Source organism: Mycobacterium sp. SVM_VP21, assembly GCA_024758765.1.
In the GTDB taxonomy this organism is placed as follows: domain Bacteria; phylum Actinomycetota; class Actinomycetes; order Mycobacteriales; family Mycobacteriaceae; genus Mycobacterium; species Mycobacterium heraklionense_C.
The window spans coordinates 1,443,850-1,465,853 of record CP101406.1; the positions used below are offsets into that span (position 1 = coordinate 1,443,850).

Consider the following 22,004-nt stretch of genomic DNA (forward strand, 5'->3'; position numbering starts at 1 on the left):
CCGGGGCTTCGGTCATTGGTGTTCCCTATTCTTCTCTGCGCGGACGTTCTTTTGGCGTTCTATTTGCTGTTCTAGGACAGCTGGGTGGTGAAATCTCTGGACAGGCGCTGACCGGGGAACCAGGTGCCCTCGGGCAGGGTGGCGGTCAATTGTTCTATCGCGACGGCAGTCGCAAAGTCGGTTCCAGGCCGGAAGGTCGATACCCACTCGCCGTCGAAGGCCTGCGACGGGGTGACCAGGATGCGGCCCGCATCGGCGTCGACCAAGCTCATCCCGACTTCGGTGGTGGTATGCCGACCGTCTCGCGCGCATCCCGCGACGACCTCGACGTAGTGACGCGGTCCGGTGAACACCGACTCCACGATCGGCCGCGCTGAGACCGGAATACCGAGGTAGTCAAGCACTTCGGCGAGCGGGGCACCGGCGCGCAGTCGCTCGTCAGCGCGCGCACCGACCCGGGCCGGCAAGGTGAACTCGTCGAACCGGGCCGGTGGGCGCTGCCGCAGGCCCGCTCCAAGCACCGGGACCAGCAGGCGCGGGTCGTCGATGTCCATCACGGTGAACGTGACCAGTTGCGCATTGCGCAGTGCCACCACCGTCCGTCCGGGTTTACCGGTGTTCTGGTCGCGGCGCGCAACGATGCCACGCAACATCTCGGGGGTCCCGCCGGCAGCCGAACCTACGTAGCGCAGGTCCAGCCACCGGTCCGGGAAACACACCACCCGGATCCATTCGGCCACGGCCGGATTGACCGTGCCCTCCGGCGAGACAACTCCCATCCGGGTGAGCTCGTCGCGCTGGCGCGCCATGAACGCGCCCCGCTCCCCGGCGTCCACGTAGGGCATGGTGATCGCCAAAACCCACGGAAAAGACCCGGCACCAACGGTTTCCGCGATGTACCAGGCCTGCTCGACGGTTAGTTCGGCAGCGTTGGGGTCAGCACCCCTGTTCAAGGCGAGCTGCCTTCCCTCATCGAGCGGATCACTGGGGTCAGCCCCACTTGGCGGCTTCGGCGGTGTCGCGCGCATTCATCATCAAGGTGTTGGTCTCATGCGTGGAGGCCATCGCACGATAGGCAAGCACCAACTCCTCCATCGCCTGATTCCACTGCGCCTGCCACGCCTGATACGTCATACCCGTATCGCCCTGCCACGCCGCCGACAACGCCGCCTGCTCACTGGCAATATCAGCACCCACAGCCTGCAACGTGCCCGCATACCCATTCATCTCAGCCGCATGGGCCAACATCGCCGGGTAGTTGTACATAATCTGCGACATCAGACAAACCCTCCCTAAACCCCGGTGTAACCAGAAGCCGCAGCCGCATCAGCCGCCACATACGTCGAACCGGCATCCGCCAGATTCACCTGCGCCATATCCAGCAACGCATTCACCCGCGCCGCCATCGCCACAAACCGCGCATGCGACCCCTGAAACGCCGCAGCCGCCTCACCCACATGAAACGCCTGCGCCGACATCGCCGCCTGCTCCGCCTGCGCCATCGTCGACCGCATCAACGCCGCCTTGGCACCAAACGCCGACTCCGACGCCACCAACTGCGGAATATGCGCATCCAACATACTCATCGCTGCACTCCTTTCTTCACTGTTACTTCTTCTGATTTCTTGGTCGTCATTCCGTCGACTCCGGTTCCCGTTCCGGGTCAACGCCCTCGTTGTTACCCCAGGTATCGGGCAACATCGGCATACTTGGCCCGCGACCGAACCCGTCGCCGGCCATCGTGGCGAGGCCCGACGCCGTTGCGGTACCGCGCTTACCTACCGTCCCGGTGAAGCCCAGGCCGCCGGCTCCCCGATCCGAACCCACCGCAGCAGCGTCGGCCGGGCCGCTGATGGGGCCCGAATCCAGATCCATGAATTCGTCGGCATGGTCGCGCATGACCGCACGCTTGCGGCGTCGCGCCCGGGCACTCTCGCGGGTCGCCGACCGCACTCCCGCCGCGGCCGCGGGGATACCTTCCGCGGGAGCCTTTCCGCGTTCCCGATCGGTCAGGGTCGGACCGAAGCTGTTCCCGGGGTGTGCTCCCGCAACCAAATAGGCGAGCAGCGGGGTTCCGGGGACCGCGCCTGGGGCCGCGCCCGCTGCCGGTGCACCACTGACTGCCGGGCCGCCCGCAGCCGGAACCGTGCCCGATCCGACGCCCACCGCCGCGGGCAGCGGGAGGGCCTGTTCGCCGCGCACCATGACTGGTGGCGGCTTTACGGCGGCAGGTACCGGCTCCCCCATGTCGTCCGCCAACAGCGCGTTCACCACGCCGATTGCGATCCCCATCAAGAGAAACGGCGAGCTGAGCAATACCGACCAGAACGTATAGCCGAAGGGGATGAAGAACGCCTCGTAGGCGATGAAGAACAACAGCGGGAACCAGGCCGACGGGTTGGCGAGCATGGCCTTGATGGTTCCGATCGGATCTTCGAAGAGCCGGACCAGCTGGTTCCACAAGTCCGTCCAGAAATCCCCGGTGCCTGAGGAGGTGTCGTCGGCGGGCAGCGCCGAATCAGACTTGACCACCGGCGGTGCTTCCACCGAGCGTGGCGCCGACGCCAGGGCCGCACCGGACACTGCGTGATAGGTGCTCATGGTGGTGGCCGCCTGGATCCACATCCGGACATAGTCTGCTTCGTTGAGCGCGATCGGGATCGTGTTGATCCCGAAGAAGTTGGTGGAGACCAGCACCCCGTGCGTCATGTGATTGGTGGCCAATTCGGCCAGTGTCGGCATCGACGCCAGTGCGCTGGTGTACGCCGTGGCGGCCACCTCATGCTGCGCCGCTACCCCGGCGCTGTCCGCGCTGGCCTGGCCCAGCCACGCCAGGTAGGGCGCGTGCGCGGCCACGTACTGCTCGGCGCTGGGTCCCTGCCATGAGCTGGTCTGCACTGCACCGAGCACTGCGGTGAGTTCGTCTGCCACTGAGGCGTACTCGACGCTCAGTGAATTCCACGCCCCGGCAGCCGACAACAACGGACCCGCTCCGGGGCCGCTGCTCAGCAATGCTGAATGCACCTCCGGCGGGGAGGCGATCCAGACCGGGGCGGAAATCATCAGCCGGCGCCGCCCCGAAGGCCGCCGAAATAGGTGGTCGCACCGGCTGCGTCACCGGCGGCGTAGTTGATACCAGACTCACCGACACCGACACCGGCGCGGCCCAACTCGGTGGCGCCCTGAGCGGCCACCGCGGCATGCTCACTGCCCTGCGCGCTGAAACCGGCAGCGGTCTGCAGCGACACCGGATCCGCCGCCGGCGGAACCACCGCGGTGATCAACGGCGCGGCGCTGGCCTGCGCCGCCGCCAGACGGGCGGTCAATGCCTCGACCGCTGCACTGGCGGCGGCGAGACCTTCCGGAACCACATTGAGCGTCATGACAATTTCCCCTTCCGTAATTCGATACGCGTCAGCGCGTCAGACTTTCGCTGAATGACGGGTTGACCAGTTGTAGGTAGGTGGGTTCGTCGTTGTCGGCGAGCAGGATTGCGCGTCCTGCGGGGAGGCGTGCGAAGCGTTGGCCGCGGATTTTGCCGCTGTCGGCGGGGTTGCCCGACAGCATCAGAGTGGTGGCCTGCAGGTCGTTGAGCCGCCGCAGGAGCGGGTTGGTCATCAACGCGTGTGCTGAGCCGGTGGCGCGGCCGGTGACGATGACGCGCAGTCCGAGATCGCCTGCTTGCGACAGCAACTCGATCAGGGTGGTCCACGGCCGCTGCCCCGCATACGGGCCGGTCAGGGCTGGGGTGTCGGGGATGGCATCGACATCGTCGATGATCAGGTAGTGGGTGTGGCCCTCATAGCTCCACCCGGCCAGATCCGCCGCCGACAATCCTGCGGGGGGGCGCCGTGATCCGATCAACGCCGACAACCCGAGCATCGCTGGGATGACCCGATCCACATTCGCGGTGTACTCGTTGTCCGGATACAGCGGCTCATCGACGAGGTGCAGGCGCCGATCGAGCACGGTGAACGCCACCTGATCGGCGGTGGAGTGATCGCGCACGGTGCGGATGATGTGGCGCAGCAGGGTGGTTTTACCCGACTTGGCATCTCCGAGGACCAGCAGCAGCGGGTTGGCGGTGAAGTCCACCTCCACTGGCGCCAGGTCCTCTTCGCGCACCCCGATGACCACATGATCGACCGCGGGATAGACGACGCCCACTTCTTCGGGAGCCAGGTTGGTCGGCAACAACCGCACCGGCGGTGCGGCCAACCCCGGGTGCCGGGCGTTGATCGCCTCGATCTGGGACAGATCGGGTTGGGCGATCAAGAAGTGCTCGGCGGCCATCGTCAGACCACGACCGGGCTGATTGGCCGGCACCGCTTCAGCCGGACGGGTGAGGGCTCCGGCGACACGTACGTTGCTGTCGCGAGCATCGTGCAGCTTGAGCTCTAGGCGCAGGCCGAGGCCATCGCGCATGGCCAACGGGACTTCCAGCCAGCTGGGGGTGGTGACCACGACGTGGATGCCGTAGGCCAGCCCGACGTTGACCAGTTCGGTGACCTTGGCCAGCAACGGGTTACGGGTGTTGAACGCATCAGTGTTGTCGCGGCTGAAGGCATACAGGTTGTCGATCACCAAAAACACTTCGCCGTAGCCGTCGTTGAGGGAGCCGATGCTGCCATCGCGGAACGCTTCACGCTGCTGACGTGCGGTCAACAGTTGTTCGAGTTCCCCGAAGGTGCGCCGGATCCGCTCAGGCTCCAAACCCGAGGCCACACTGCCCACATGCGCCAAACCTTCCAGGGCCCGCAACTGCCCGCCGCCGTAATCGAGGCAGTAGAAACTGACCTCCCGCGGAGAATGCAACGCAGCCGCCGACAAAATGAACGTCTGCAACGCCGTGGTTTTGCCCGACTTGGGGCCACCGTGAATCAGCAGGTTCCCACTAGCGGAGCGGGCATCGAAGACCAGCGGGTCACGCCGCATCTCAAACGGCTTGTCGATCTCACCCAACGGCCACCGCAACTGCCGCTCGCTGATCCCGGCACCGGCCAACGTGACCGCGAGCGGGATCGGCTCATCCAGCGGCGCCAACCACAACGCCGGAGCCTGCGGGCCGTAGTTCGCCAACTGATCCCCGATCGTGGCGATCAGCTTGCGCGGCGCACCCAGGGTCTCCTCCTCGACCTCCACGATCGTCGTTTCCTGCCCCGCATCGACTGCACCCGCGGTGAACAACTTCGGTTCGGGCATCGCGTGCATCACCACCGCCCGTGACTGGCGCGGCGGGTCATAGATCCCGTCGACATAGGTGGAGCGGAACTTGATCGGTGCGGCCCCCGGGGCGGGCACCAAAAAGCCCTCACCTTTGTGTTCTTTGCCCGATTCGATGTGATAGGCGTCTTCGACCCCGATGATCTGGCGAGACACACTCGGAGAAGCGACTTTCAACCCGATCCGATACGAGGTGTTCTTGTCGATGTCTTTGATCTTGCCGACATCCAAGGTCTGCGACGCAAACAGAATGTGGATGCGGAACGAACGCCCCTTGCGGGCCACGTAGTCGAACAGCTCGGCGTACTCGGGATGATCGGCCAACATCAACGTGAACTCATCAGCCACGATGAACAGCGTCGGGATCGGCGCCAGATCATGCCCGGCAGCGATCGCGGCCTCATACTCGGTCACCGAGTTAAACGCACTGCCCTGGACCCGCCGGCCCGCCTCACGCAGCAACAACTCGCGGCGCGCCACTTCACCGCGCAGGGTGTCGGCGAACCGATCCGCCAACGATTTCTTTTCGGCCATGTTCGAGATCACCGCAACGACCTGCGGGAAGTGCCGGAAGATGTCGGCGCCGGCCTCCCCCTTGAAGTCGGCGTAGATCACGATCAACCGATCCGCCGAATGCGTCGTCAACAACGACAACAAGATCGCCATCAGGGTCTGGGACTTACCCGACCCGGTCATGCCGATCATCAACCCATGCGGGCCCATGCCGCCCTCGGCCTCGTCCTTGAGATCGAAGAACAACGGCTCCCCGGTCGCGGTCACCCCGATCGGGACCCGCAACTCCTCATCCCGGGTGCGTGGCGCCCACAACGCCGGAACATCCAACCGGGACGCATCATTGATACCGAGCAGCGTGGTGAACGTCGCGCCACGGGTGCCGGCCGACCGCAACCCGGCATGCGTCGGGTTGGAATCCCAGCGCGAGAGCCGGCGCGCCAGATGCGCAGCCTCAGCAGCCCCCAACGAATCAGCGGCATCGACATAACGCTGCCAACCCCCCGACTGCCAGCGATCAATAGCACCCCCGCCCGCGGTGATCCGCAGGATCGGGCGTTCGGGATCGGAATACTGCTCCCGGTTCGGGGCCACTGCACTACGGGCGATGATGGTCACTCCGGCGCGGGCAGCGCCCAACACCGAAGCCGCCACATCAAAGTCGGGGTCATCGATGATCACCAACAAATGCCGGCCCGTCTCACCGGCCTCGCCGGTAAACGGTGGGCGGGCTGCCAGCACCGGGGCCAACAACCCACTGAGTTCCTCAGCACTGGTCGCCAAATAGCGGGCCGGGCCCACCCCATCGACCTGGCCAGCGATATCGGTATGCGGCAACCACTTCAACCACGACCATGCCGACGACTCCAACTCCGGTGACGCCAACGCCACCCCCAGCATGGTCGGGTCGTGCCACGTCACCGCCTGCGCCACCCACGCCCGCACCGCAGCGCGTACCTCGTCTGCCGCGTTGTCGCCCTCGCCGAGCACGGTGACCCGCGACAGCTTCGTCACATCCACACCCACCGGAACATCACGCACCGTCCGCTGGGTATCGAGCAGGCTGCGCAATGCACTGTGCGACACCGGCTCCAAATCAATCTCATCGGCAGTGTCAGTCACCCGCACCGCACTGGCCAACGGCACCACATGCCGCCCCGTGCGCACCACCAAGAAATCCTCATCATGGGGGTCGCGTTCCCACTGGCGCCGCGAACCCGGCACCGCCACCAAATCCACCGGATCCGGATGCGACCACTCCGCGGCCGCCCGCTGCTTAGCCGCAGCACCGCGAATGTTGTCGCGGACCACCGACAAATACCGCAGATAGTCCGCCCGCTCGGCATCCACCTCAACCGTGCGGGCCTTCTTGTCCCCACCCCGATAAATCCCGGCCGCGGCCACCAACAACGCAAACGGGAAGAACAACATCACCGGCGACACCAGCCGCATCCCCGTCGCAACCATGGCAATCACCATGCCCACGATCAGGATCACGATCACTACCGGCAACGCGCGCTGCAAAAACGACGCCGGAACCAACCGCGGCAACTCCGGCGGCGGCTCAATAGTGATCGTGCCCTTATCCGTGGGCGGAACCGGCAGCCGACGACGGGCCTCAAAAATCAAACGACTCATCGGGTCTCTCCCCCGTTAGATCCGGTACCCAGCTCAGCGGTGGCACGGCGGCCCGGCCGTTGATCCGGCGCCAACCCGTCATGCGCCAACAACGCATCACTCCGCGACAAAGTGGGTCCAAGGGCGAACTGCGACAACACCGACCACGGAATCGGCAACGCCGGCTCACTTAGGCCGAGCGCGGTGATGGTGTCTCCGTCGCCGCCAGTGGTGCCGGCCTCGGTGTTGATGCCATACCGCACACCGGTGTCGGAGATCCAGAACAGCGGGCCCACACTGGCGTTGGCCGCCGGGTCACTGTTGACACTCTGAGCGAAGTAGCCTGATCCCGGGGCCAACGCGACGCGTGCGGCGGTCCCGCCCACTCCCGCGCCCACCAGATCCAAGGTGCGCACACCCTCACGCAGCGGCAGTGTCGAACCCGACAACAACGTCAACGAACTCGTACTCGCCCCAGCAGGCTTACTCCAGTATGCGCACGTCACCGGCGCCGACACCGCATCAACCACCTTGACCGGCTGCTCCGGAAAACGCGACACATCCAACTGCCGCGAGACCGGCAACCGCGCAATATCATCGGCACCCAACACCGGCGGCCGATCCAAACCCTGCGAATCAGTGTTACGCAACACCGCCGCCAACACACCAGAAATCGGCTGCAAGCCGTCCTCCAGCACCGCGTAGTAGCGCAGGGTGCCGTCGGAGTTGCCGTCCAGGGAGTGTGCCGCCACAACTGCGCCCACCGGCGCTGCCACGTGCAGGTCGTATCCCGGCTTGCCACCGGCGCCGGGAATCACCGGCGCAACCAGTGCGGGTGCCTCCGGGATCGCGTTGAACAGTCCGGTCGCAATCGGGCGCGGGGTGGGCACCGCCGAACCCCGCTCGCCGAGGCCCAGGGCACCGGTGATGGCGTGGTCGGCCAGGTCGATCCGGCTGCGCTTGCCGTCCCACAGCAGCCATGCGCCGGCACCGTTGTCGGCCAGCACCGCATGCTGCGCGTCCAGCGCACCGGCGCGAGAACCGCTGTAGGCCAACGGCCCGCCGATCACCGTGACCCCGGCAGTCGAACCGGTCACCGAGTCGCACGCCGTCCAATCGGCGTCACGGGCGCTGCTCTGCACCATGCGTTCCGGGGCTCCCGGAATGCCGATCAGGTTGCCGCGGGCGAACTTGTCCAGCGCAGTGCTTTTCACCACGGTCGGGTTGACCGGCCGACCGGCGATCAGCCGCGCGGAAGTCAGGTTCAGCACCGGGTGCAGCTGGTCGCCGACCCGCACATACAGCGCGGCGGTGGACTTGTCTGCCAGCACCGGGTCGTTGTTGGCCGCACTGTTGGGCCAGATCAGGGTGAAGACGAAGCAACCGCCCGCGACCGTGGCCAGCACCAGCAAGCCCATCAGCACTGCACGCGCTTGGGAGCGCAGCGGCTCCACGAGCATCCGGGTGTCGTGCAGGGCGACGCCGGAGGCGATCCGCCGCATGACGAACCGCCAGCCGCTGACCTGGTGCTTGGTGACGAAGCCACGCCGGTATTCGACCCGGTCGGGATTCTCGTTGACCGGGGTACGCGAGGCGAACGAGCGCCGCTCGTCATCGGACCGGTCGGGCTGAGCCGCGCTCATGCCTTGGCCTCCAGGCCCAGGCCACGCAGCAACGGTGCCACCGAGTTACGAACATCTTCGGTCGTAATGGTCATGAGCTCCTCATCGGTGAACAGCCCGGTGCCGGACTGTTCGGAATGGTCAAGCCGGAATTCGCGCTCTTCCTCGGAGCGTTCGACCAGGTTTCGCACGAAGCGGCCGTTACCGGCGATGTCCAGGCTGCGCCGGGCGACGCCGTTGGCGTCGGGGTGCGTCGCCTCGGCCAGCTGACCGAACAGCGCCTGCATGTCTTCAAGTGCGGACTGCTCGAAACGGCTGTCGCGCTGCTCGGCCATCTTGTGCGCGATTTCGACCAGCTCCGGGGGCTGGTAGGACGGGAAGTCGATGCTGCGGGTGAAACGTGACCGCAGACCTTCGTTGGTGTCCAGGAACCGGTCCAGGTCGGCTCGGTAACCGGCGACGATCACCACCAGCCGGTCGCGGTCGTTCTCCATCCGCGCCAGCAGCGTGTCGATGGCCACCAAGCCGAAGTCGTTCTTGGCGCCGGTGGCCACCAACGCGTATGCCTCATCGAGGAACAGCACACCGTCGAGAGCACTGTCGATGATGGCGTTGGTCTTTGCCTCGGTCTCACCGATGTGCTGACCGATCAGATCGGCACGGTGCACCTCTTTGATGTTCTCTTTCTTCAGCAGCCCCAGGCCGCAGTAGATCTTGGCCACCACGCGGGCGATGGTGGTCTTACCCGTCCCGGGAGGCCCGGCGAAGACCAGGTGGTGCGTGCGCTGGCCGACGGCCAGCCCGTGCTGCTTGCGCACCACTTCCATGGCCACCGAGCTCTTGAGCCGCTGCACCTGGTTCTTGACCTCGGAGAGCCCGATGAACTCGCCGAGTTCGCGCTCGGCTTCGGCCAGCAGTTCGGCCTTGCGCTCGTGGGCGGACGGATCGACAAAGTCTTCGGCGCTCGGCTCCGTGTCCGGGTCCCAGGGGTCGGTCCGGGCCGCGATCCGAGCCGCGGTGGTCGTGACGATCCCGAAACTATGGTCCAACAAGGCATGTTGAACCTGCTCGTTCTCCGGGTTGGCGGCATAGAGGTCCTGCAGCACTTCGGCCGCGGATTCCTCATCGTCTTGGGCCCGCAGGATCAGTCCCTTGGCCAACGCCCCGTCGGTGGCCGCCACCGCGATCGGCCCCTCCGGCTCCTCCAGGTACGACAAGGCCGGCGCATACATACCTAGCCGCGCCAATGCGATACCCAGCGCGATCTTGGCGGCGTGCGTGAACAGCTCGTCGCGGTCGGGGTCGTTGACGATAGGGGTCAGCAGCTTGACCATGTCCGACCAGCGTCCGGCGTGGTGGTTCACCGCGATCGCCATCCACCGCACGTCATTCCAATCGGGACGCCGCTGGGCGATCTCGGCGACCACCGCGTTTGCCTCGGCGCATCGGCCAGCCATCGCCAATTGCGCGGCGTGGGCGAGGTGGAAGTCGTCGGCTTCGGTGGCCCGCAGTTTCAAGTAGAGCCCGGTGTCGTAGTGGAAACCGAGAGCACCCTGCTGAAGATCCAGGCGCCGCTGCAGGGCGCCGGCGCCGGCGGCGGTCTGCGAGATGGCGGCCAGCACCCGCGGCGACTGATCGCCGGCAGCAGCCAGGCCGATCCAGGCGTCGCACTGCTCGTGCGCAACCCGGGTGAGCGCCGCGAAACCAGTACGCGCCGCCGTCAGGTCCGCAGGGCGTTTCCGCTGGTAAACCTCGAGACCGAGGGCTCGACAGCAGGTGGCAAACCGGCTGAGGGTTTCCTCATCGACTCGCGGTTGCGGGGTGAGCAGAGCCGCATCACCGTTGTTCATGCGTGGCTCGCCCCTTCGCTATTTTTGACTGAACCAACTCGGCTGAAGTTAGCATTGCATAAGCTAACTGTCGAGATCGAACGGTACGGCCGGAGAGCGACTTCCATCACTGTCGTGGACCGTTTTCCGGCCCGTGATCTGGACGTTGACGCGCCGACGTCGTCCCAACTCATCACCGACTCCTTATTGAAAATCATTTTCGATTGTCCCGCACGCTACCCCATGCGGGGTTCGTCTTCCACAGCGGTTCCCGGCGGCGGCCACGGGCCGCAGCTACCTCTTGACTGCCCACATCAACGAGTTCCGCTGGATCATCTGACCGGCCGGGGTGTCCGGCTCAGGAACGGAGCGGCCCAACTGGCGCAGGCAATCGGCCAACGGAGTCACCGTCGCGGTCCAGCCCCGCGCACCGAACCACTGATCCGCGGGAGCGTGTTGCTCGTTGTAGACCAGCCGATGGAAGATGCGGGTGTCGTCGCCTGCCTCGACTTCGGCCGCAACCGCGGCTTCATACGCGTCCTGGGGCATCGGGGTGCCGTCCTCAACCGCGACGTGGCTGCCCGAAGCAGCCAGGCCATCGATACCGGAGAACAGCTGCTCCTGAGCAATGGCGGGCAGGTAGATCAGCAGGCCCTCGGCGATCCATGCCGAGGGCCGGGTCGGGTCGAAGCCGGCGTCACGCAGCGCCTGGGGCCAATCCTCGCGCAGGTCGACGGCGACCTCGCGGCGTTCGGCCGTGGGACGGATGCCGCGCTGCGACAACACATAGCTCTTGAAGCCGAGCACTTGCGGCTGGTCCAATTCGAAGATCGTCGTTGCATCCGGCCAGGACAACCGGAATGCACGGGAGTCCAGTCCGGCCGCCAGCATCACGACCTGGCGCACCCCGGCCTCTGCGACTCCGTTGAAGTAGTCGTCGAAGTAGCGGGTGCGTGCACCCTGGAAATTGACGAAGTGCTGCCCGAATTCGCTGGACAGCAGCTCGTGGTCGGGCAGGTTGCCGTCCAGCACGGCCGCCCAGTCCCCGCCGGCCGCCCGGCAGAACAGCTCCGCATACGGATCGACTGCAACCGGATCGGGTTTGGCGGCTTCCAGGGCCCGGGCGGCGGCCACGAACAAGGCCGTCGAACCGACGCTCGTGGTGATGTCCCAGCTGTCACCGTCACTACGCATTAGAGGCATTCCACGGACCCTACGCCGGGGCGCGCACGGTGGACTGCCCAAACAATGCCAGCGAAACCCGCCCCAACGGGCCAGAGCTTGCGCTCTGTCAGCCCCACTTGGCGGCTTCGGCGGTGTCGCGCGCATTCATCATCAAGGTGTTGGTCTCATGCGTGGAGGCCATCGCACGATAGGCAAGCACCAACTCCTCCATCGCCTGATTCCACTGCGCCTGCCACGCCTGATACGTCATACCCGTATCGCCCTGCCACGCCGCCGACAACGCCCCCTGCTCACTGGCAATATCAGCACCCACAGCCTGCAACGTGCCCGCATACCCATTCATCTCAGCCGCATGGGCCAACATCGCCGGGTAGTTGTACATAATCTGCGACATCAGACAAACCCTCCCTAAACCCCGGTGTAACCAGAAGCCGCAGCCGCATCAGCCGCCACATACGTCGAACCGGCATCCGCCAGATTCACCTGCGCCATATCCAGCAACGCATTCACCCGCGCCGCCATCGCCACAAACCGCGCATGCGACCCCTGAAACGCCGCAGCCGCCTCACCCACATGAAACGCCTGCGCCGACATCGCCGCCTGCTCCGCCTGCGCCATCGTCGACCGCATCAACGCCGCCTTGGCACCAAACGCCGACTCCGACGCCACCAACTGCGGAATATGCGCATCCAACAAACTCATCCCCGCACTCCTCTCAACTACCGATTAGTCGCAGCCCACGCCGTTCCGGTTCCATCGAGGCCACGACCGCCCGTTGCTCGCATCGTTGAGAGCGGCCACAGCACTCCCGGACAACAGCGCCGGCGGAGTCAGTCCAGTCAATAACTGAGGAACAATGTTACGTCATTTACCTCGTTCTACGAACCTTTAATTGGATTAACAGCCGCGAATACGGATTAACTTCTATTCGGTCGGCGAGCTCCCGACCTGCGGTTCCCAGGACGTGGGCAGCATCGGGAGGCTGGGGCCTCCGCCGTACTCGTCTCCGATCAGGTCCGCCAGACCGGCGGCACGCGCCAACCCGGTCTTGCCGAGCGTCCCCGTGAAGCCGGCTGCGCTGGGGCGGAGCTTCGGCGGTGGGGCCTGGTCGGGAGCCGGGTCGTCGTCCTCGAGGTATTCGTAGCGATAGCCGGGGTCGATCAACCTGCCGCGCCGACGGCCGCCATGGCGCGTCGCGCCGGTCGCCGCTTCACCAACCGCCGCAGCGGCCGCAACACCGGCGGCGGGCCGGGCCGATTTCACGCCCGCACTGCCGGCAGCGCTGTGCGACGAGGGAAGCCAGCCCACCAGGTAGCTGTGGAACGTGCCCTCGGTGCCGATCAACGGGGGCGCCGCCGGTGGTGGCGGTCCGGGGCCGGCGGAGGCAGCGGGGGCGGGCAATGTCGCCGCCGGGGCTGCAGGCGCTGCCGAAGCCGGCACCGTCGCAGGGTTCGGCGCCGGCGCGCCACCAGGGATGACCGGTGGCATCGCAACCGGGGCGGCCGGTACCGCCGCCGGCACCGCCGGTGCGGGAATACCGGCCAGCCCCGCCAACCCGGCCAGGCCGGTCGGCGGTGCCAGTGCCGCCAGGCTGCCGATCGCCAAGTTCAGCCCGACGCCCGCGAGCAGTGGAGACAGCTGCAGCAGGAAGCGCAGGCTGCGCAGTGTCCAGTTGACGGCGCGGTAGGTCTGCCAGGCGACGAAGTAACTCGTCAGCTGCCACCACTGGGCGGGAGTCAGCACGCCTTGGAAGTTCTGCTGCAGCCAGGCCAGCGCCTTGTCGTTGCCGTTGACGAAATTGGACAGGTTCTGCAGGAATTCCGCGGGACTCCAGTTCGGCTGACCTTGTCCGGGCACCTGCTGACCGTCGGAGCCGAAGAGCATCTGCCAGATCTCGGCCGGCGTGGGCAGGTCGAAGGATCCGCCACCGCTGCCGCTGTTACCGCCGTTGCCTCCCCCGCCACCGCCACCACCGGTACCGTCTCCGGCCGCTGCCGCCCCCGCTGGTGCGCTGCCGCTGGAGTGTCCCAAGCTGCGCGCAGTCTCGGCGGTCGCTTGGTAGGCACTCATGACAGTGGCGGCCTGGGTCCACATCCGCGCGTAATCGGCCTCATTGACCGCGATCGGCACAGTGTTGATCCCGAAGAAATTGGTGGCCACCAGCACCGCATGGGTGGCGTGGTTGGCGGCCAACTCGGCGAGGGTCGGCATGGCCGCCAGGGCACTGCTGTAGGCCGAGGCGATCACCTGGTGCTGGGCGGCGGTCCGGGCGCTGAGCGTGCCGGCCAGCTGCAGCCAAGCCACATAGGGCAGATGCGCTGCCGTATACGCTTCGGCGGTCGGGCCGGCCCAGATCTGTTGGGAATCGCCGAGAACGGCAGTGAGATTGCTTGCAGCACTGAGGTATTCGCTACTCAACGTCGCCCAGGCCGCCGACGCGGCCAGCAGCGGCCCCGGCCCCGGCCCGGTGCTCAGCATCGCCGAATGCACCTCCGGCGGGGCCGCCATCCAGGCGGCGGAGGCCGACATCAGCACACCGCTATCGCGGGAACACCGACGCCGCCACGGTGTCTGCGACCTGGTAGTTGACCCCGGCTTGCGCGACCCCCACCGCGGCGCGGCCCAACACCTCGGTACCGCGCGCAGCGACCGCCCCATGCTGGCTGCCCTGCACGCTGAGTTCGGCCGCGGCCTGCAGCGACACCGGATCGATCGCCGGCGCTACCACCGCGGTGATCGACGGAGCCGCGGTCGCATGCGCCGCCGCCAGCGCCGCGGCGATCGCCTCGACCGCCGCGCTTGTCGCAGCCAAGCCCTCGGGCACAACATCCAGGACCATGGCGGAACCCCTTCCGGCCGGTACGTCGCCAACCATACCTGCGGAATAATGACGCAGTTGCAGTCACGATATGCCTACCCAGGCCGTCGTCGTTCCCGTAACTGCGGATACCCCTCAGTGTTTCTTGACCACCGACCGCGGTGCGGTGCGCCACCGACGGCGACTATCGGAGCACCGCACCGGCGGGTCTAGTAGCAGCACGGCGCACCCCTCCAGCAGAACGGGCCGGACCCAGTCGCCCAGTTCGATCAGCTCTCCCGCGGCCGGTCGGTGGCCACTGCCGTCACGGGCATCGTCGATGGGCACACTGGCCAGGAGCTCCTCGACGGTGGACTCGGTGGGCAGGTTTCCGAGTCCGGGCAATGTGATGAACAGGCCGTCGTTGCCGGACAGCTGCAGACCGACTGCCGCCAAGGCACCCAGAACCCCGTCCTGAGTGCCGCCGTGACCGGATACGTGGACACCCAGTTCATCGCCGAGACGACGGGCCTGCGCCCGCTGCAGCACTTCTCGTTTGGCCCGCCGACCGAACTCCACCAGTGGTCCGACATCTGGCACATCCGCCGGAATCGCCACCGCCAGACCGGGGTCCGCGGCCGGCGGGCATACCCGTTCCAGGAAGCCCGCGACAAAGCCGATGATCTCATCGCGCACTTCGTGGGGGTCGGCGCCGGGACTGCGCCAGGCCAGGCAGGCACTGGAGTTATGCGACGTGTAGGGGACCCGATCGTCGACCAGGAGTTGGTGCCGGGTGGCGCCGGCCTCGCTGCCCAGCCCGGCAGCGGCCATCTCCCGCAACAGCGCTCGGGCACGTCGCCCGGTACCGGGACTGAACTGGTCATCGGTGTCGTCGATACCGATCAGCAGGTCGACGCCGGCAAAGACCGTCACGGGTTGACGACCACAACACTGACATCACGGACCCACCGGTCGCGATCGAGATCCACCCCCGCCAGCTTGACCGTGTCGCGTTTGGTGAAGCTCAACACGACCTGGTCGGTGAGCTCCGCGGCGGTCAGCGTCTGCGCCGGATCGCGTCCTTCGAACCGAACGCTGTGAACCGCCGTGGCTCCGGCAGCGTTCAGAACCGCGCGCACCGCAGGGCCTCGCTGAACGGGGCTTCCGTGGGATTGCGGCGTGGCTATCTCGGTCTGCGGCAGGCCACCCAATCGGGCCAGATCGAACTCATCCAGTGTTCGGCCGTCCTGCCGGATCACCAGGTGATACCCCGTCGCCGTGTCGGTAGCGGTCTCGGAACCGCAACCTGCCACTCCGGCGGCAACGACAAGCGCCGCCAAACCCAGTCCGAACCGGCACCCAGCAGATGACCGCATGTGCATGACCGTATGCAGCCTTCGATACGTATTCAAGCTCCACGGCGTCGATCTCACCCTCAGATGAGGTTGTGCGACCCGGCCGCCGGGCCTACCTTGAGGCGATGACCGTGATGCCGTGGACCACGCCGAGACCCTCCACCCTGGCTCTGGCCCGCGACGTCGTGTTCCCGGCTGCCGCTGCTGTGCTGATCACCTTGTCCTCCGAAATGCGGATACCGCTGGGATTGCCCGGGCATCGCGGCCTGGTGTGGCTGACCCTGCTGGTGGCGGTGGCCCTCACCGCGCGACGACCTCAGACGGTGCTCGCGGTGGGGGCGGCGTCCACGGCAGCCACCGTGCTGCTGCAGTCCGGGCCCGGCCCCTGGGCCGGCGTTCGCTACCTGGGAGCCGCGGCGTTTCTGTGCCTACTGACCACCAACCCGGCCGTGCGCAGCCGCCGATGGCTGGTGGCGCTGGCCGCCGCTCCCATACACCTTGTCGCGCTTGCTGTTCCGATTGCGACGGGGATCATGGGCAGTCACCATGCGGGCATGGTGGGCTTGGGCGACAAGGCACTTTTCCACCTCGGGTTCGGCCTGGTGGCCGGAGTCCTCGGTTGGGTGATGGCCGCCGCGGTCGACTGGGCAACCCCGGAGACCCGCTAGGAGTTACAGCCAGTGCCGCTGCCCGGACCGCCCGGGCCGCCGCCACCGGGGTTGGGGACGCATCCGCCACCGCCGCCGCCATGGCTGCCCGGCGTGTTCCCGGTAGCGCCGGCTTCGCCGTTGCTACCGCTGATGCTGCCCGCGCCGCCTTGGCCACCGGCACCACCCTGGCCGCCGGGGCTGTCGGGTCCCCTGATTCCGGCGTAGCCGCCGTTGCCGCCGTCACCACCGTTGCCGCCGTTTCCGGACATCAAAGCGGCGCTGCCGCCCGCGCCGCCGCGACCACCGTTGCCGCCCGCGGTATTGGTGCCCGAGGCGCCGCCGCCTCCGCCACCTCCTCCGCCGCCGCCGCCGCTTCCGCTCACCGCGGCCCCGTCGCCGCCCGTGCCGCCGGCACCGCCGTTACCACCGTTGCCGTAGCCCAGGGACGCGCCATTACCGCCGGCGCCACCGTTACCGGCGGCGCTCCCGGCCCCAGCGGACACGCCCTGAACGCCCAGCAGGCCGAGACCGCCGTCACCGCCGTTCCCGCCGTTGCCGAACCAGGAGCCGGCGTTACCGCCCGCGCCGCCGTCACCGCCGGGCACCGCGACACCGGCGGAATCACCGCCGGCGCCCCCATTGCCGCCGTTGCCGAATATGCTGCCGCCGTTGCCACCGGCACCACCTGCCGCGCCGGCCGCCCCCGCACCGCCATCGCCGCCGTCGCCGAACACCCCGGCCGACCCGCCCGCCCAGCCGACGCCGCCGTTGACACCGGCCTCGCCGTCCGCCCCGGCCCCGCCGTTGCCGAACAGGAACCCGCCGTCGCCGAGGTCACCGAACATGCCCGTACTGCCCAGCAGCGAGGTGTTCGCGTCGGTGAAGTCGTCGAGGCCGTTGCCGATCAGGTCGCGCCCGAACAGATATACGAACGGCTGATTGATCATCTCGACCAGCTGCATACCCGACGCACTGGCGAGCCAGTCCTGGAGCGAGTCGTTGATCGACTGCCAGAAGTCGAGCGGCCCCGCCTCGGCACTGCCCAGACTGGTGCTGAGATCGGCGAAGTCGCCGAATGCATCGTTGGCCGGGCCGGCGGAAAGGACATCGCTTGTCGGGTCGACGAACAGATCCCACAGGTCAGCGCGGGCTGCCGGGGCCATGATCGGCGCGAACCCGCCGACCAAGGCGGCTGTGGCGCCGACGCAGACCAGGGGCGCCTTATTCCAATGACGCCGGTTACCGATGGCCATCTGCGCTTCTCCTCGGGTAAGCGGTCAAGGTCTGCTCAGCCTCGTTCACAGTAACGACCAGTTCCGAAAAGACAAGTCGATTGCGGCTTTTCTCCCGCGATTGCGTTGACCAGCCGCGATAGACGACGCTGATGCGAGTCGCCACCGGGCCGCGACAATCCTCCTCCGAACCGCATTTCGGCTGACCCGACCCGGCGCTAAGCGGTACCGCCCTTTGACCGGCGTCGAGCCGCTGAGTCCAGCCAGGCTCCGATCGCGGAGTACCGCGACCAACTCAAGTTGCCGCACAACGTCATCGACACCACGACGTGGGCCGGCGGAATCGAGAACACCCCGGCGGCCGGCCCGCGGCTACGGGTGGGACGCGACGGATGGCTGAAGCTGCTGCGGCTGACCGTAGTGGCGGAGTCCATCACGATCAGCAAAGGAATTTACAGCGACGGGAACTGCACCTTGCATTCGATCTGGTTGCCGACCGTCAGCGTGCCTTTGGGGTAGACGTTGACGTCCACCATGTGCGGCATGGTGTTGTCCATCGCGTAGTAGTCGCGAGCGAAGTCGTCGTCCTTGGCGACGTTTCCGTCACTGTCGGTGGCACGACACTGCAGCAGGTACTGGCCCGGGGTGACATTCTTCCATGTGAACGACCAGCCGACCCAGGCCCACTTGCCGACCGCTTTGTCGTCAAGTTTCGCTTGCGACCAGGTGTCACCGCCGTCGACGCTGACTTCCACATTTTCGATGGTGCGCCCTCCCGACCAGGCCCGGCCACGCAGTTCGACGGCGTCCGTCGCCTCCAGATGCCTTATCCGGCAAAGGAAGTCGGGGATACCCGGCGGGATCATCATCGCCCGGACCTGCTGGAAGGTGGCCATCGTAAGATTGCGGTAGTTGTCATCCTCGGCGTAGCTGTACCACTTCATCTGGTTCTTGGTCAGCCGCCAGTCGATGGCCTCGATCGACCCGAGCCACTTGACGTTGGCCATGCCCAGCCAGCCCGGGACCAACAGCCGCAGTGGGAATCCGTGCTGCGGCGGCAGCGGCTGGCCGTTGATCTCGTAGCACAGCAGCACGTCGTTATCGGGGTTCATCGCGTAGTCGACGGTCAGGCTGCGCTGGAAGTGCTGCACTTCCGCGCAATCCGGCGGGCCCTGGATTCCCGTATCGAGTCCGGTGAACAGAATTTCCACCGCGTCGTCTTGGACGCCGGCCTGCTCCAGCACGGCGTGCAACGGGACGCCGGTCCACTCGGCGGTGCCGATCGCGTCGTGGTTCCACGGCACGTGCGCCCACAACCGCCACCGCTGGCTCGCCCGGCCGTTGCCGCAGCATTCCATGGTGGCCGGCATGGTGACCTTCGGCAGGCTGCGGATCTTGTCCATGTCCAACGTCAGCTGGTTCTTGACCAGGCCACCAACCTCGAGCTGATAGCTCTTCTCGTCGATATTGGGGACGTCGTAGTGGATCAGTAAGTAGTGCATTCCCATCGGCGTGATCGGATAGGCCATGCCCTCGAGATGCATTCCGTGGCAGCGACTCTTGCCGGCCACCTCCATCACGGTGAAATTGTCCAGCCGATCGGTATGCTGATAGTCCTGATATGGCGGCAGATCCGGATTCTCCGACCGAGACGCCTTCAGCGCATCAGGCGACACGTCCAGGTCGAAGCGCCTGCCGTTCGCGGTCGGATAGGCCGGCGCCTTGGTGATAGTCATGGTGCCTCCTTGTCCAGGTTCGGGATCGTGATCGCCCTCCCACGGCGGGTAACCGACGTTGCCGACCTCGCCACGGGGACCAGGGATGGATGTCATTATTCGCCGGACAAGCCGCCAATCAACCCCCGCAGGCGAACATTGTGGCGATCCACGGAATTGATGTTGATATCCTGACCCGGCTGACAAACCGCGAGTTATTACCAGCGAAACTAAATTGCGCGGAAAAATGGCCGTAAGTTCCGCAGCCATTGGTTCAATGTCGATAATTCGGCGCAATTGCAGTCGGAGCGGGCTCGGTGTTCACCGCGCCCCCGCAGTGCGGGACCCCTTTCGGCGCTGGTTGGTCGCCGTCCAAAGCTGTCGCGCGATTTTCGGCAGAATGTCACAATATTCGGCCATGAAGGCGCGGCCCGCGGCTGCCCAGCGAATAATGAGCCACAGCCCCGTTCCTCCGGTCAGGTCGGTGGTACCGCGACATTCGCCGTCCGTCTGGTGAAAGGGGAAGCCTGCCCGAAACAAGCGAGGAGCGGCACCAATGACGGATAACTACACCACCACGAATGCCGGTGCGCCGGCGCCAAGCGACGAACACTCTTTATCGTTGGGTCCCGACGGGCCGCTGCTCTTGCAGGATTTCTACCTGATCGAGCAGCTGGCGGCATTCAATCGGGAGCGGGTACCGGAACGTCAGCCGCACGCCAAGGGGACCGGCGCGTTCGGCCGTTTCGAGGTGACCAACGATCTGAGCGCCTACACGAAGGCGGCGGTATTTCAGCCGGGCGTCAAGACTGAGGCGTTCGTGCGGCTGGCAACCAATGCCGGCGAGCGCGGCAGCGCCGACACGCTACGCGATACCCGGGGATTCTCGGTGAAGTTCTACACCTCCGAGGGCAACCTGGACATCGTCGGTAACAACGTTCCGATCTTTTTCATCCGCGACCCACTCAAGTTTCCGCAGCTGATCCGATCCGCCAAGCGCCGGGCGAACACCAATTGTCACGACCACAACATGCAGTGGGATTTTTGGACACTCTCGCCCGAGTCAGCTCATCTGGTGACGCTGGTCATGGGAGATCGGGGTATCCCCAAGACGTTTCGGCACATGGACGGATTCGGTCTGCACGCGTTCAGCTGGCTCAACTCCAGCGGGGAGATCTGCTGGGTGAAGTACCACTTCAAAACCGACCAGGGTAACCAGTGGCTGACGCAGGAAGAGGCCGATCGGCTGGCGGGCACCGATCCGGACTGCTGCATGCGCGATCTGCATGATGCCATCGAGGCCGGGGACTACCCGAGTTGGTCGGTGAAGGTGCAGATCATGCCGTTCGAAGACGCCAAGAGCTACCGGCTCAACCCGTTCGATGTGACCAAGGTGTGGCCGCACGCCGACTATCCGCTCATCGATCTCGGCAAGTTGACCCTCGACCGCAACTTCGTCGACCACCACACGGAAGTCGAGCAGGCGACCTTTGCACCGCACGCCCAGGTACCCGGCACGGGACTGAGCCCAGACAAGCTTTTGCTCGGGCGCAGTTTCGCCTACGCCGACGCGCACCGCTACCGGGTCGGAGCCAACCATGACCAGATCCCGGTCAACGCACCCAGGTCCGCGGTGCGCAGCTATTCCAAGGACGGGCAGATGCGCTTCGTCAACACCACGGACCCGGTGTACGCGCCCAACTCGTACGGGGGGCCGAAAGCCGATCAAGAGCGGGCGTCCGTGGTGCGCTGGGCAGCCGACGGCGGAGAAATGGTGCGTGCCGCCTACACGCTACGGCCCGACGATGACGACTGGAGACAAGCCGGCGCCCTGGTGCGCGATGTCATGGACGACGCGGCACGTGAGCGCTTGGTGCACAATGTCGTTCAGCACGTCTCCGACGGGGTGAAGGAACCCGTGCTGTCCCGCGTGTTCGAGTACTGGCGCAACATCGATCCTGGTATCGGCAAGAGGATCGAAGACGGGGTGCGTAGCCAACTGAAGTAGCGCTAGGAGCAGAGGGATTCGTAGCGCACTTCCGCGATCTCGCGCGGGTACATGTTGTAGCCGTCGTGATCCACGCGGGCCAGACCGCTGGTATGGAAACAGCCGTCGACGCCGCGACGGCATGCATCGGCGAGGTTTTCCGGTCTCCCGGCCACTGCGACCGACAGCGACGAGCGGTTACGCAAAACACCGCAGTTCTTCCCGGGCACTGGCTCCAGTTGCACCGCCGCGGCCGAGGAACGTCACCTGCGCCCCAAT

The 22,004-nt window shown here is 66.2% G+C and carries 21 protein-coding genes; 2 read left to right on the forward strand and 19 right to left on the reverse strand.

Translation table 11 applies throughout. The features are described 5' to 3' along the window. Positions 1–71: 71 nt before the first annotated feature. The 15 genes from NM962_07015 to NM962_07085 all read right to left on the reverse strand — a co-directional run bounded on the left by NM962_07015 (position 72) and on the right by NM962_07085 (position 16,162). Positions 72–953 carry an ESX secretion-associated protein EspG gene (locus tag NM962_07015; GenBank protein UVO13815.1) on the reverse strand — a complete coding sequence of 294 codons (882 nt, stop codon included), beginning with the start codon at positions 951–953 and terminating at the stop codon, positions 72–74. Positions 954–990: 37 nt separating this feature from the next. Beyond that, complete coding sequence (locus tag NM962_07020; GenBank protein ID UVO13816.1) at positions 991–1,278, reverse strand: WXG100 family type VII secretion target; 288 nt, start codon at positions 1,276–1,278, stop codon at positions 991–993. 14 nt (positions 1,279–1,292) lie between these two features. Continuing rightward, the gene (locus NM962_07025; GenBank protein ID UVO13817.1) at positions 1,293–1,586 is read right to left on the reverse strand and encodes a type VII secretion protein EsxS; all 294 of its coding nucleotides are present in this window, start codon (positions 1,584–1,586) and stop codon (positions 1,293–1,295) included. 46 nt (positions 1,587–1,632) lie between these two features. Beyond that, entirely contained in the window at positions 1,633–3,063 is a 1,431-nt protein-coding gene (locus NM962_07030) for a PPE family protein (GenBank protein UVO13818.1), read from the reverse strand. Then, positions 3,063–3,383 carry a PE family protein gene (locus tag NM962_07035; GenBank protein UVO13819.1) on the reverse strand — a complete coding sequence of 107 codons (321 nt, stop codon included), beginning with the start codon at positions 3,381–3,383 and terminating at the stop codon, positions 3,063–3,065. The genes NM962_07030 and NM962_07035 overlap by 1 nt, the downstream gene beginning before the upstream one ends. Before the next feature lie 31 nt (positions 3,384–3,414). Continuing rightward, a complete protein-coding gene (gene eccCa / locus NM962_07040) occupies positions 3,415–7,374 on the reverse strand; it encodes a type VII secretion protein EccCa (GenBank protein UVO13820.1) in 3,960 nt (1,319 codons plus the stop codon). After that, a complete protein-coding gene (gene eccB, locus NM962_07045) occupies positions 7,371–8,996 on the reverse strand; it encodes a type VII secretion protein EccB (protein ID UVO13821.1) in 1,626 nt (541 codons plus the stop codon). Before eccB ends, eccCa begins: the two co-directional genes overlap by 4 nt. Beyond that, the gene (gene eccA / locus NM962_07050; GenBank protein UVO13822.1) at positions 8,993–10,825 is read right to left on the reverse strand and encodes a type VII secretion AAA-ATPase EccA; all 1,833 of its coding nucleotides are present in this window, start codon (positions 10,823–10,825) and stop codon (positions 8,993–8,995) included. Before eccA ends, eccB begins: the two co-directional genes overlap by 4 nt. Positions 10,826–11,098: 273 nt before the next feature. Beyond that, the gene (locus tag NM962_07055) at positions 11,099–11,998 is read right to left on the reverse strand and encodes a class I SAM-dependent methyltransferase (GenBank protein UVO14593.1); all 900 of its coding nucleotides are present in this window, start codon (positions 11,996–11,998) and stop codon (positions 11,099–11,101) included. Positions 11,999–12,095: 97 nt separating this feature from the next. Further along, positions 12,096–12,383 (reverse strand): WXG100 family type VII secretion target, encoded by a 288-nt coding sequence (locus tag NM962_07060; protein UVO13823.1) that lies wholly within the window; start codon positions 12,381–12,383, stop codon positions 12,096–12,098. Positions 12,384–12,397: 14 nt separating this feature from the next. Continuing rightward, positions 12,398–12,691, reverse strand: coding sequence for a type VII secretion protein EsxS (locus tag NM962_07065; GenBank protein UVO13824.1), 294 nt, complete (start codon positions 12,689–12,691; stop codon positions 12,398–12,400). Between the two features lie 222 nt (positions 12,692–12,913). Further along, on the reverse strand, positions 12,914–14,518 hold the full coding sequence (locus tag NM962_07070; GenBank protein ID UVO13825.1) for a PPE family protein: 1,605 nt from the start codon (positions 14,516–14,518) through the stop codon (positions 12,914–12,916). A 10-nt stretch (positions 14,519–14,528) separates the two neighbouring features. Beyond that, positions 14,529–14,828, reverse strand: coding sequence for a PE family protein (locus NM962_07075; GenBank protein ID UVO13826.1), 300 nt, complete (start codon positions 14,826–14,828; stop codon positions 14,529–14,531). Between the two features lie 114 nt (positions 14,829–14,942). Next, positions 14,943–15,719: a hypothetical protein gene (locus NM962_07080; protein UVO13827.1), complete on the reverse strand. Its 777-nt coding sequence runs from the start codon at positions 15,717–15,719 to the stop codon at positions 14,943–14,945. Next, complete coding sequence (locus tag NM962_07085; GenBank protein UVO13828.1) at positions 15,716–16,162, reverse strand: hypothetical protein; 447 nt, start codon at positions 16,160–16,162, stop codon at positions 15,716–15,718. The genes NM962_07080 and NM962_07085 overlap by 4 nt, the downstream gene beginning before the upstream one ends. A 104-nt stretch (positions 16,163–16,266) precedes the next feature. Between NM962_07085 and NM962_07090 the strand changes: the two genes are divergently transcribed. Continuing rightward, positions 16,267–16,809 carry a hypothetical protein gene (locus NM962_07090; GenBank protein ID UVO13829.1) on the forward strand — a complete coding sequence of 181 codons (543 nt, stop codon included), beginning with the start codon at positions 16,267–16,269 and terminating at the stop codon, positions 16,807–16,809. On the opposite strand, the gene NM962_07095 is transcribed toward NM962_07090, so the two are convergent. From NM962_07095 to NM962_07105, 3 genes are all read right to left on the reverse strand, one after another. Continuing rightward, a complete protein-coding gene (locus NM962_07095) occupies positions 16,806–18,044 on the reverse strand; it encodes a PE family protein (protein ID UVO14941.1) in 1,239 nt (412 codons plus the stop codon). The two genes, NM962_07090 and NM962_07095, sit on opposite strands and share 4 nt — an antisense overlap. A gap of 197 nt (positions 18,045–18,241) precedes the next feature. After that, positions 18,242–18,457, reverse strand: coding sequence for a hypothetical protein (locus NM962_07100; GenBank protein UVO13830.1), 216 nt, complete (start codon positions 18,455–18,457; stop codon positions 18,242–18,244). An 18-nt stretch (positions 18,458–18,475) separates the two neighbouring features. Beyond that, positions 18,476–19,759, reverse strand: coding sequence for a sulfite oxidase (locus tag NM962_07105; GenBank protein UVO13831.1), 1,284 nt, complete (start codon positions 19,757–19,759; stop codon positions 18,476–18,478). Between the two features lie 535 nt (positions 19,760–20,294). On the opposite strand from NM962_07105, the gene NM962_07110 reads away from it, so the two are divergent. Next, positions 20,295–21,746, forward strand: coding sequence for a catalase (locus tag NM962_07110; GenBank protein UVO13832.1), 1,452 nt, complete (start codon positions 20,295–20,297; stop codon positions 21,744–21,746). Between the two features lie 2 nt (positions 21,747–21,748). On the opposite strand, the gene NM962_07115 is transcribed toward NM962_07110, so the two are convergent. Further along, positions 21,749–21,955: a hypothetical protein gene (locus tag NM962_07115; protein UVO13833.1), complete on the reverse strand. Its 207-nt coding sequence runs from the start codon at positions 21,953–21,955 to the stop codon at positions 21,749–21,751. Positions 21,956–22,004 lie beyond the last annotated feature (49 nt).

Bases quoted from the DNA above. Each gene is read 5' to 3' on its own strand.
- NM962_07065 (UVO13824.1), bottom strand. From the start codon at position 12,691: ATGAGTTTGTTGGATGCGCATATTCCGCAGTTGGTGGCGTCGGAGTCG.
- NM962_07020 (UVO13816.1), bottom strand. From the start codon at position 1,278: ATGTCGCAGATTATGTACAACTACCCGGCGATGTTGGCCCATGCGGCT.
- NM962_07095 (UVO14941.1), bottom strand. From the start codon at position 18,044: ATGGCCATCGGTAACCGGCGTCATTGGAATAAGGCGCCCCTGGTCTGC.
- NM962_07030 (UVO13818.1), bottom strand. From the start codon at position 3,063: ATGATTTCCGCCCCGGTCTGGATCGCCTCCCCGCCGGAGGTGCATTCA.
- NM962_07100 (UVO13830.1), bottom strand. From the start codon at position 18,457: ATGGACTCCGCCACTACGGTCAGCCGCAGCAGCTTCAGCCATCCGTCG.
- eccCa (UVO13820.1), bottom strand. From the start codon at position 7,374: ATGAGTCGTTTGATTTTTGAGGCCCGTCGTCGGCTGCCGGTTCCGCCC.
- NM962_07055 (UVO14593.1), bottom strand. From the start codon at position 11,998: ATGCGTAGTGACGGTGACAGCTGGGACATCACCACGAGCGTCGGTTCG.
- NM962_07060 (UVO13823.1), bottom strand. From the start codon at position 12,383: ATGTCGCAGATTATGTACAACTACCCGGCGATGTTGGCCCATGCGGCT.
- NM962_07075 (UVO13826.1), bottom strand. From the start codon at position 14,828: ATGGTCCTGGATGTTGTGCCCGAGGGCTTGGCTGCGACAAGCGCGGCG.
- NM962_07035 (UVO13819.1), bottom strand. From the start codon at position 3,383: ATGACGCTCAATGTGGTTCCGGAAGGTCTCGCCGCCGCCAGTGCAGCG.
- NM962_07070 (UVO13825.1), bottom strand. From the start codon at position 14,518: ATGTCGGCCTCCGCCGCCTGGATGGCGGCCCCGCCGGAGGTGCATTCG.
- eccA (UVO13822.1), bottom strand. From the start codon at position 10,825: ATGAACAACGGTGATGCGGCTCTGCTCACCCCGCAACCGCGAGTCGAT.
- NM962_07110 (UVO13832.1), top strand. From the start codon at position 20,295: ATGACGGATAACTACACCACCACGAATGCCGGTGCGCCGGCGCCAAGC.
- NM962_07105 (UVO13831.1), bottom strand. From the start codon at position 19,759: ATGACTATCACCAAGGCGCCGGCCTATCCGACCGCGAACGGCAGGCGC.
- eccB (UVO13821.1), bottom strand. From the start codon at position 8,996: ATGAGCGCGGCTCAGCCCGACCGGTCCGATGACGAGCGGCGCTCGTTC.
- NM962_07090 (UVO13829.1), top strand. From the start codon at position 16,267: ATGACCGTGATGCCGTGGACCACGCCGAGACCCTCCACCCTGGCTCTG.
- NM962_07025 (UVO13817.1), bottom strand. From the start codon at position 1,586: ATGAGTATGTTGGATGCGCATATTCCGCAGTTGGTGGCGTCGGAGTCG.
- NM962_07085 (UVO13828.1), bottom strand. From the start codon at position 16,162: ATGCGGTCATCTGCTGGGTGCCGGTTCGGACTGGGTTTGGCGGCGCTT.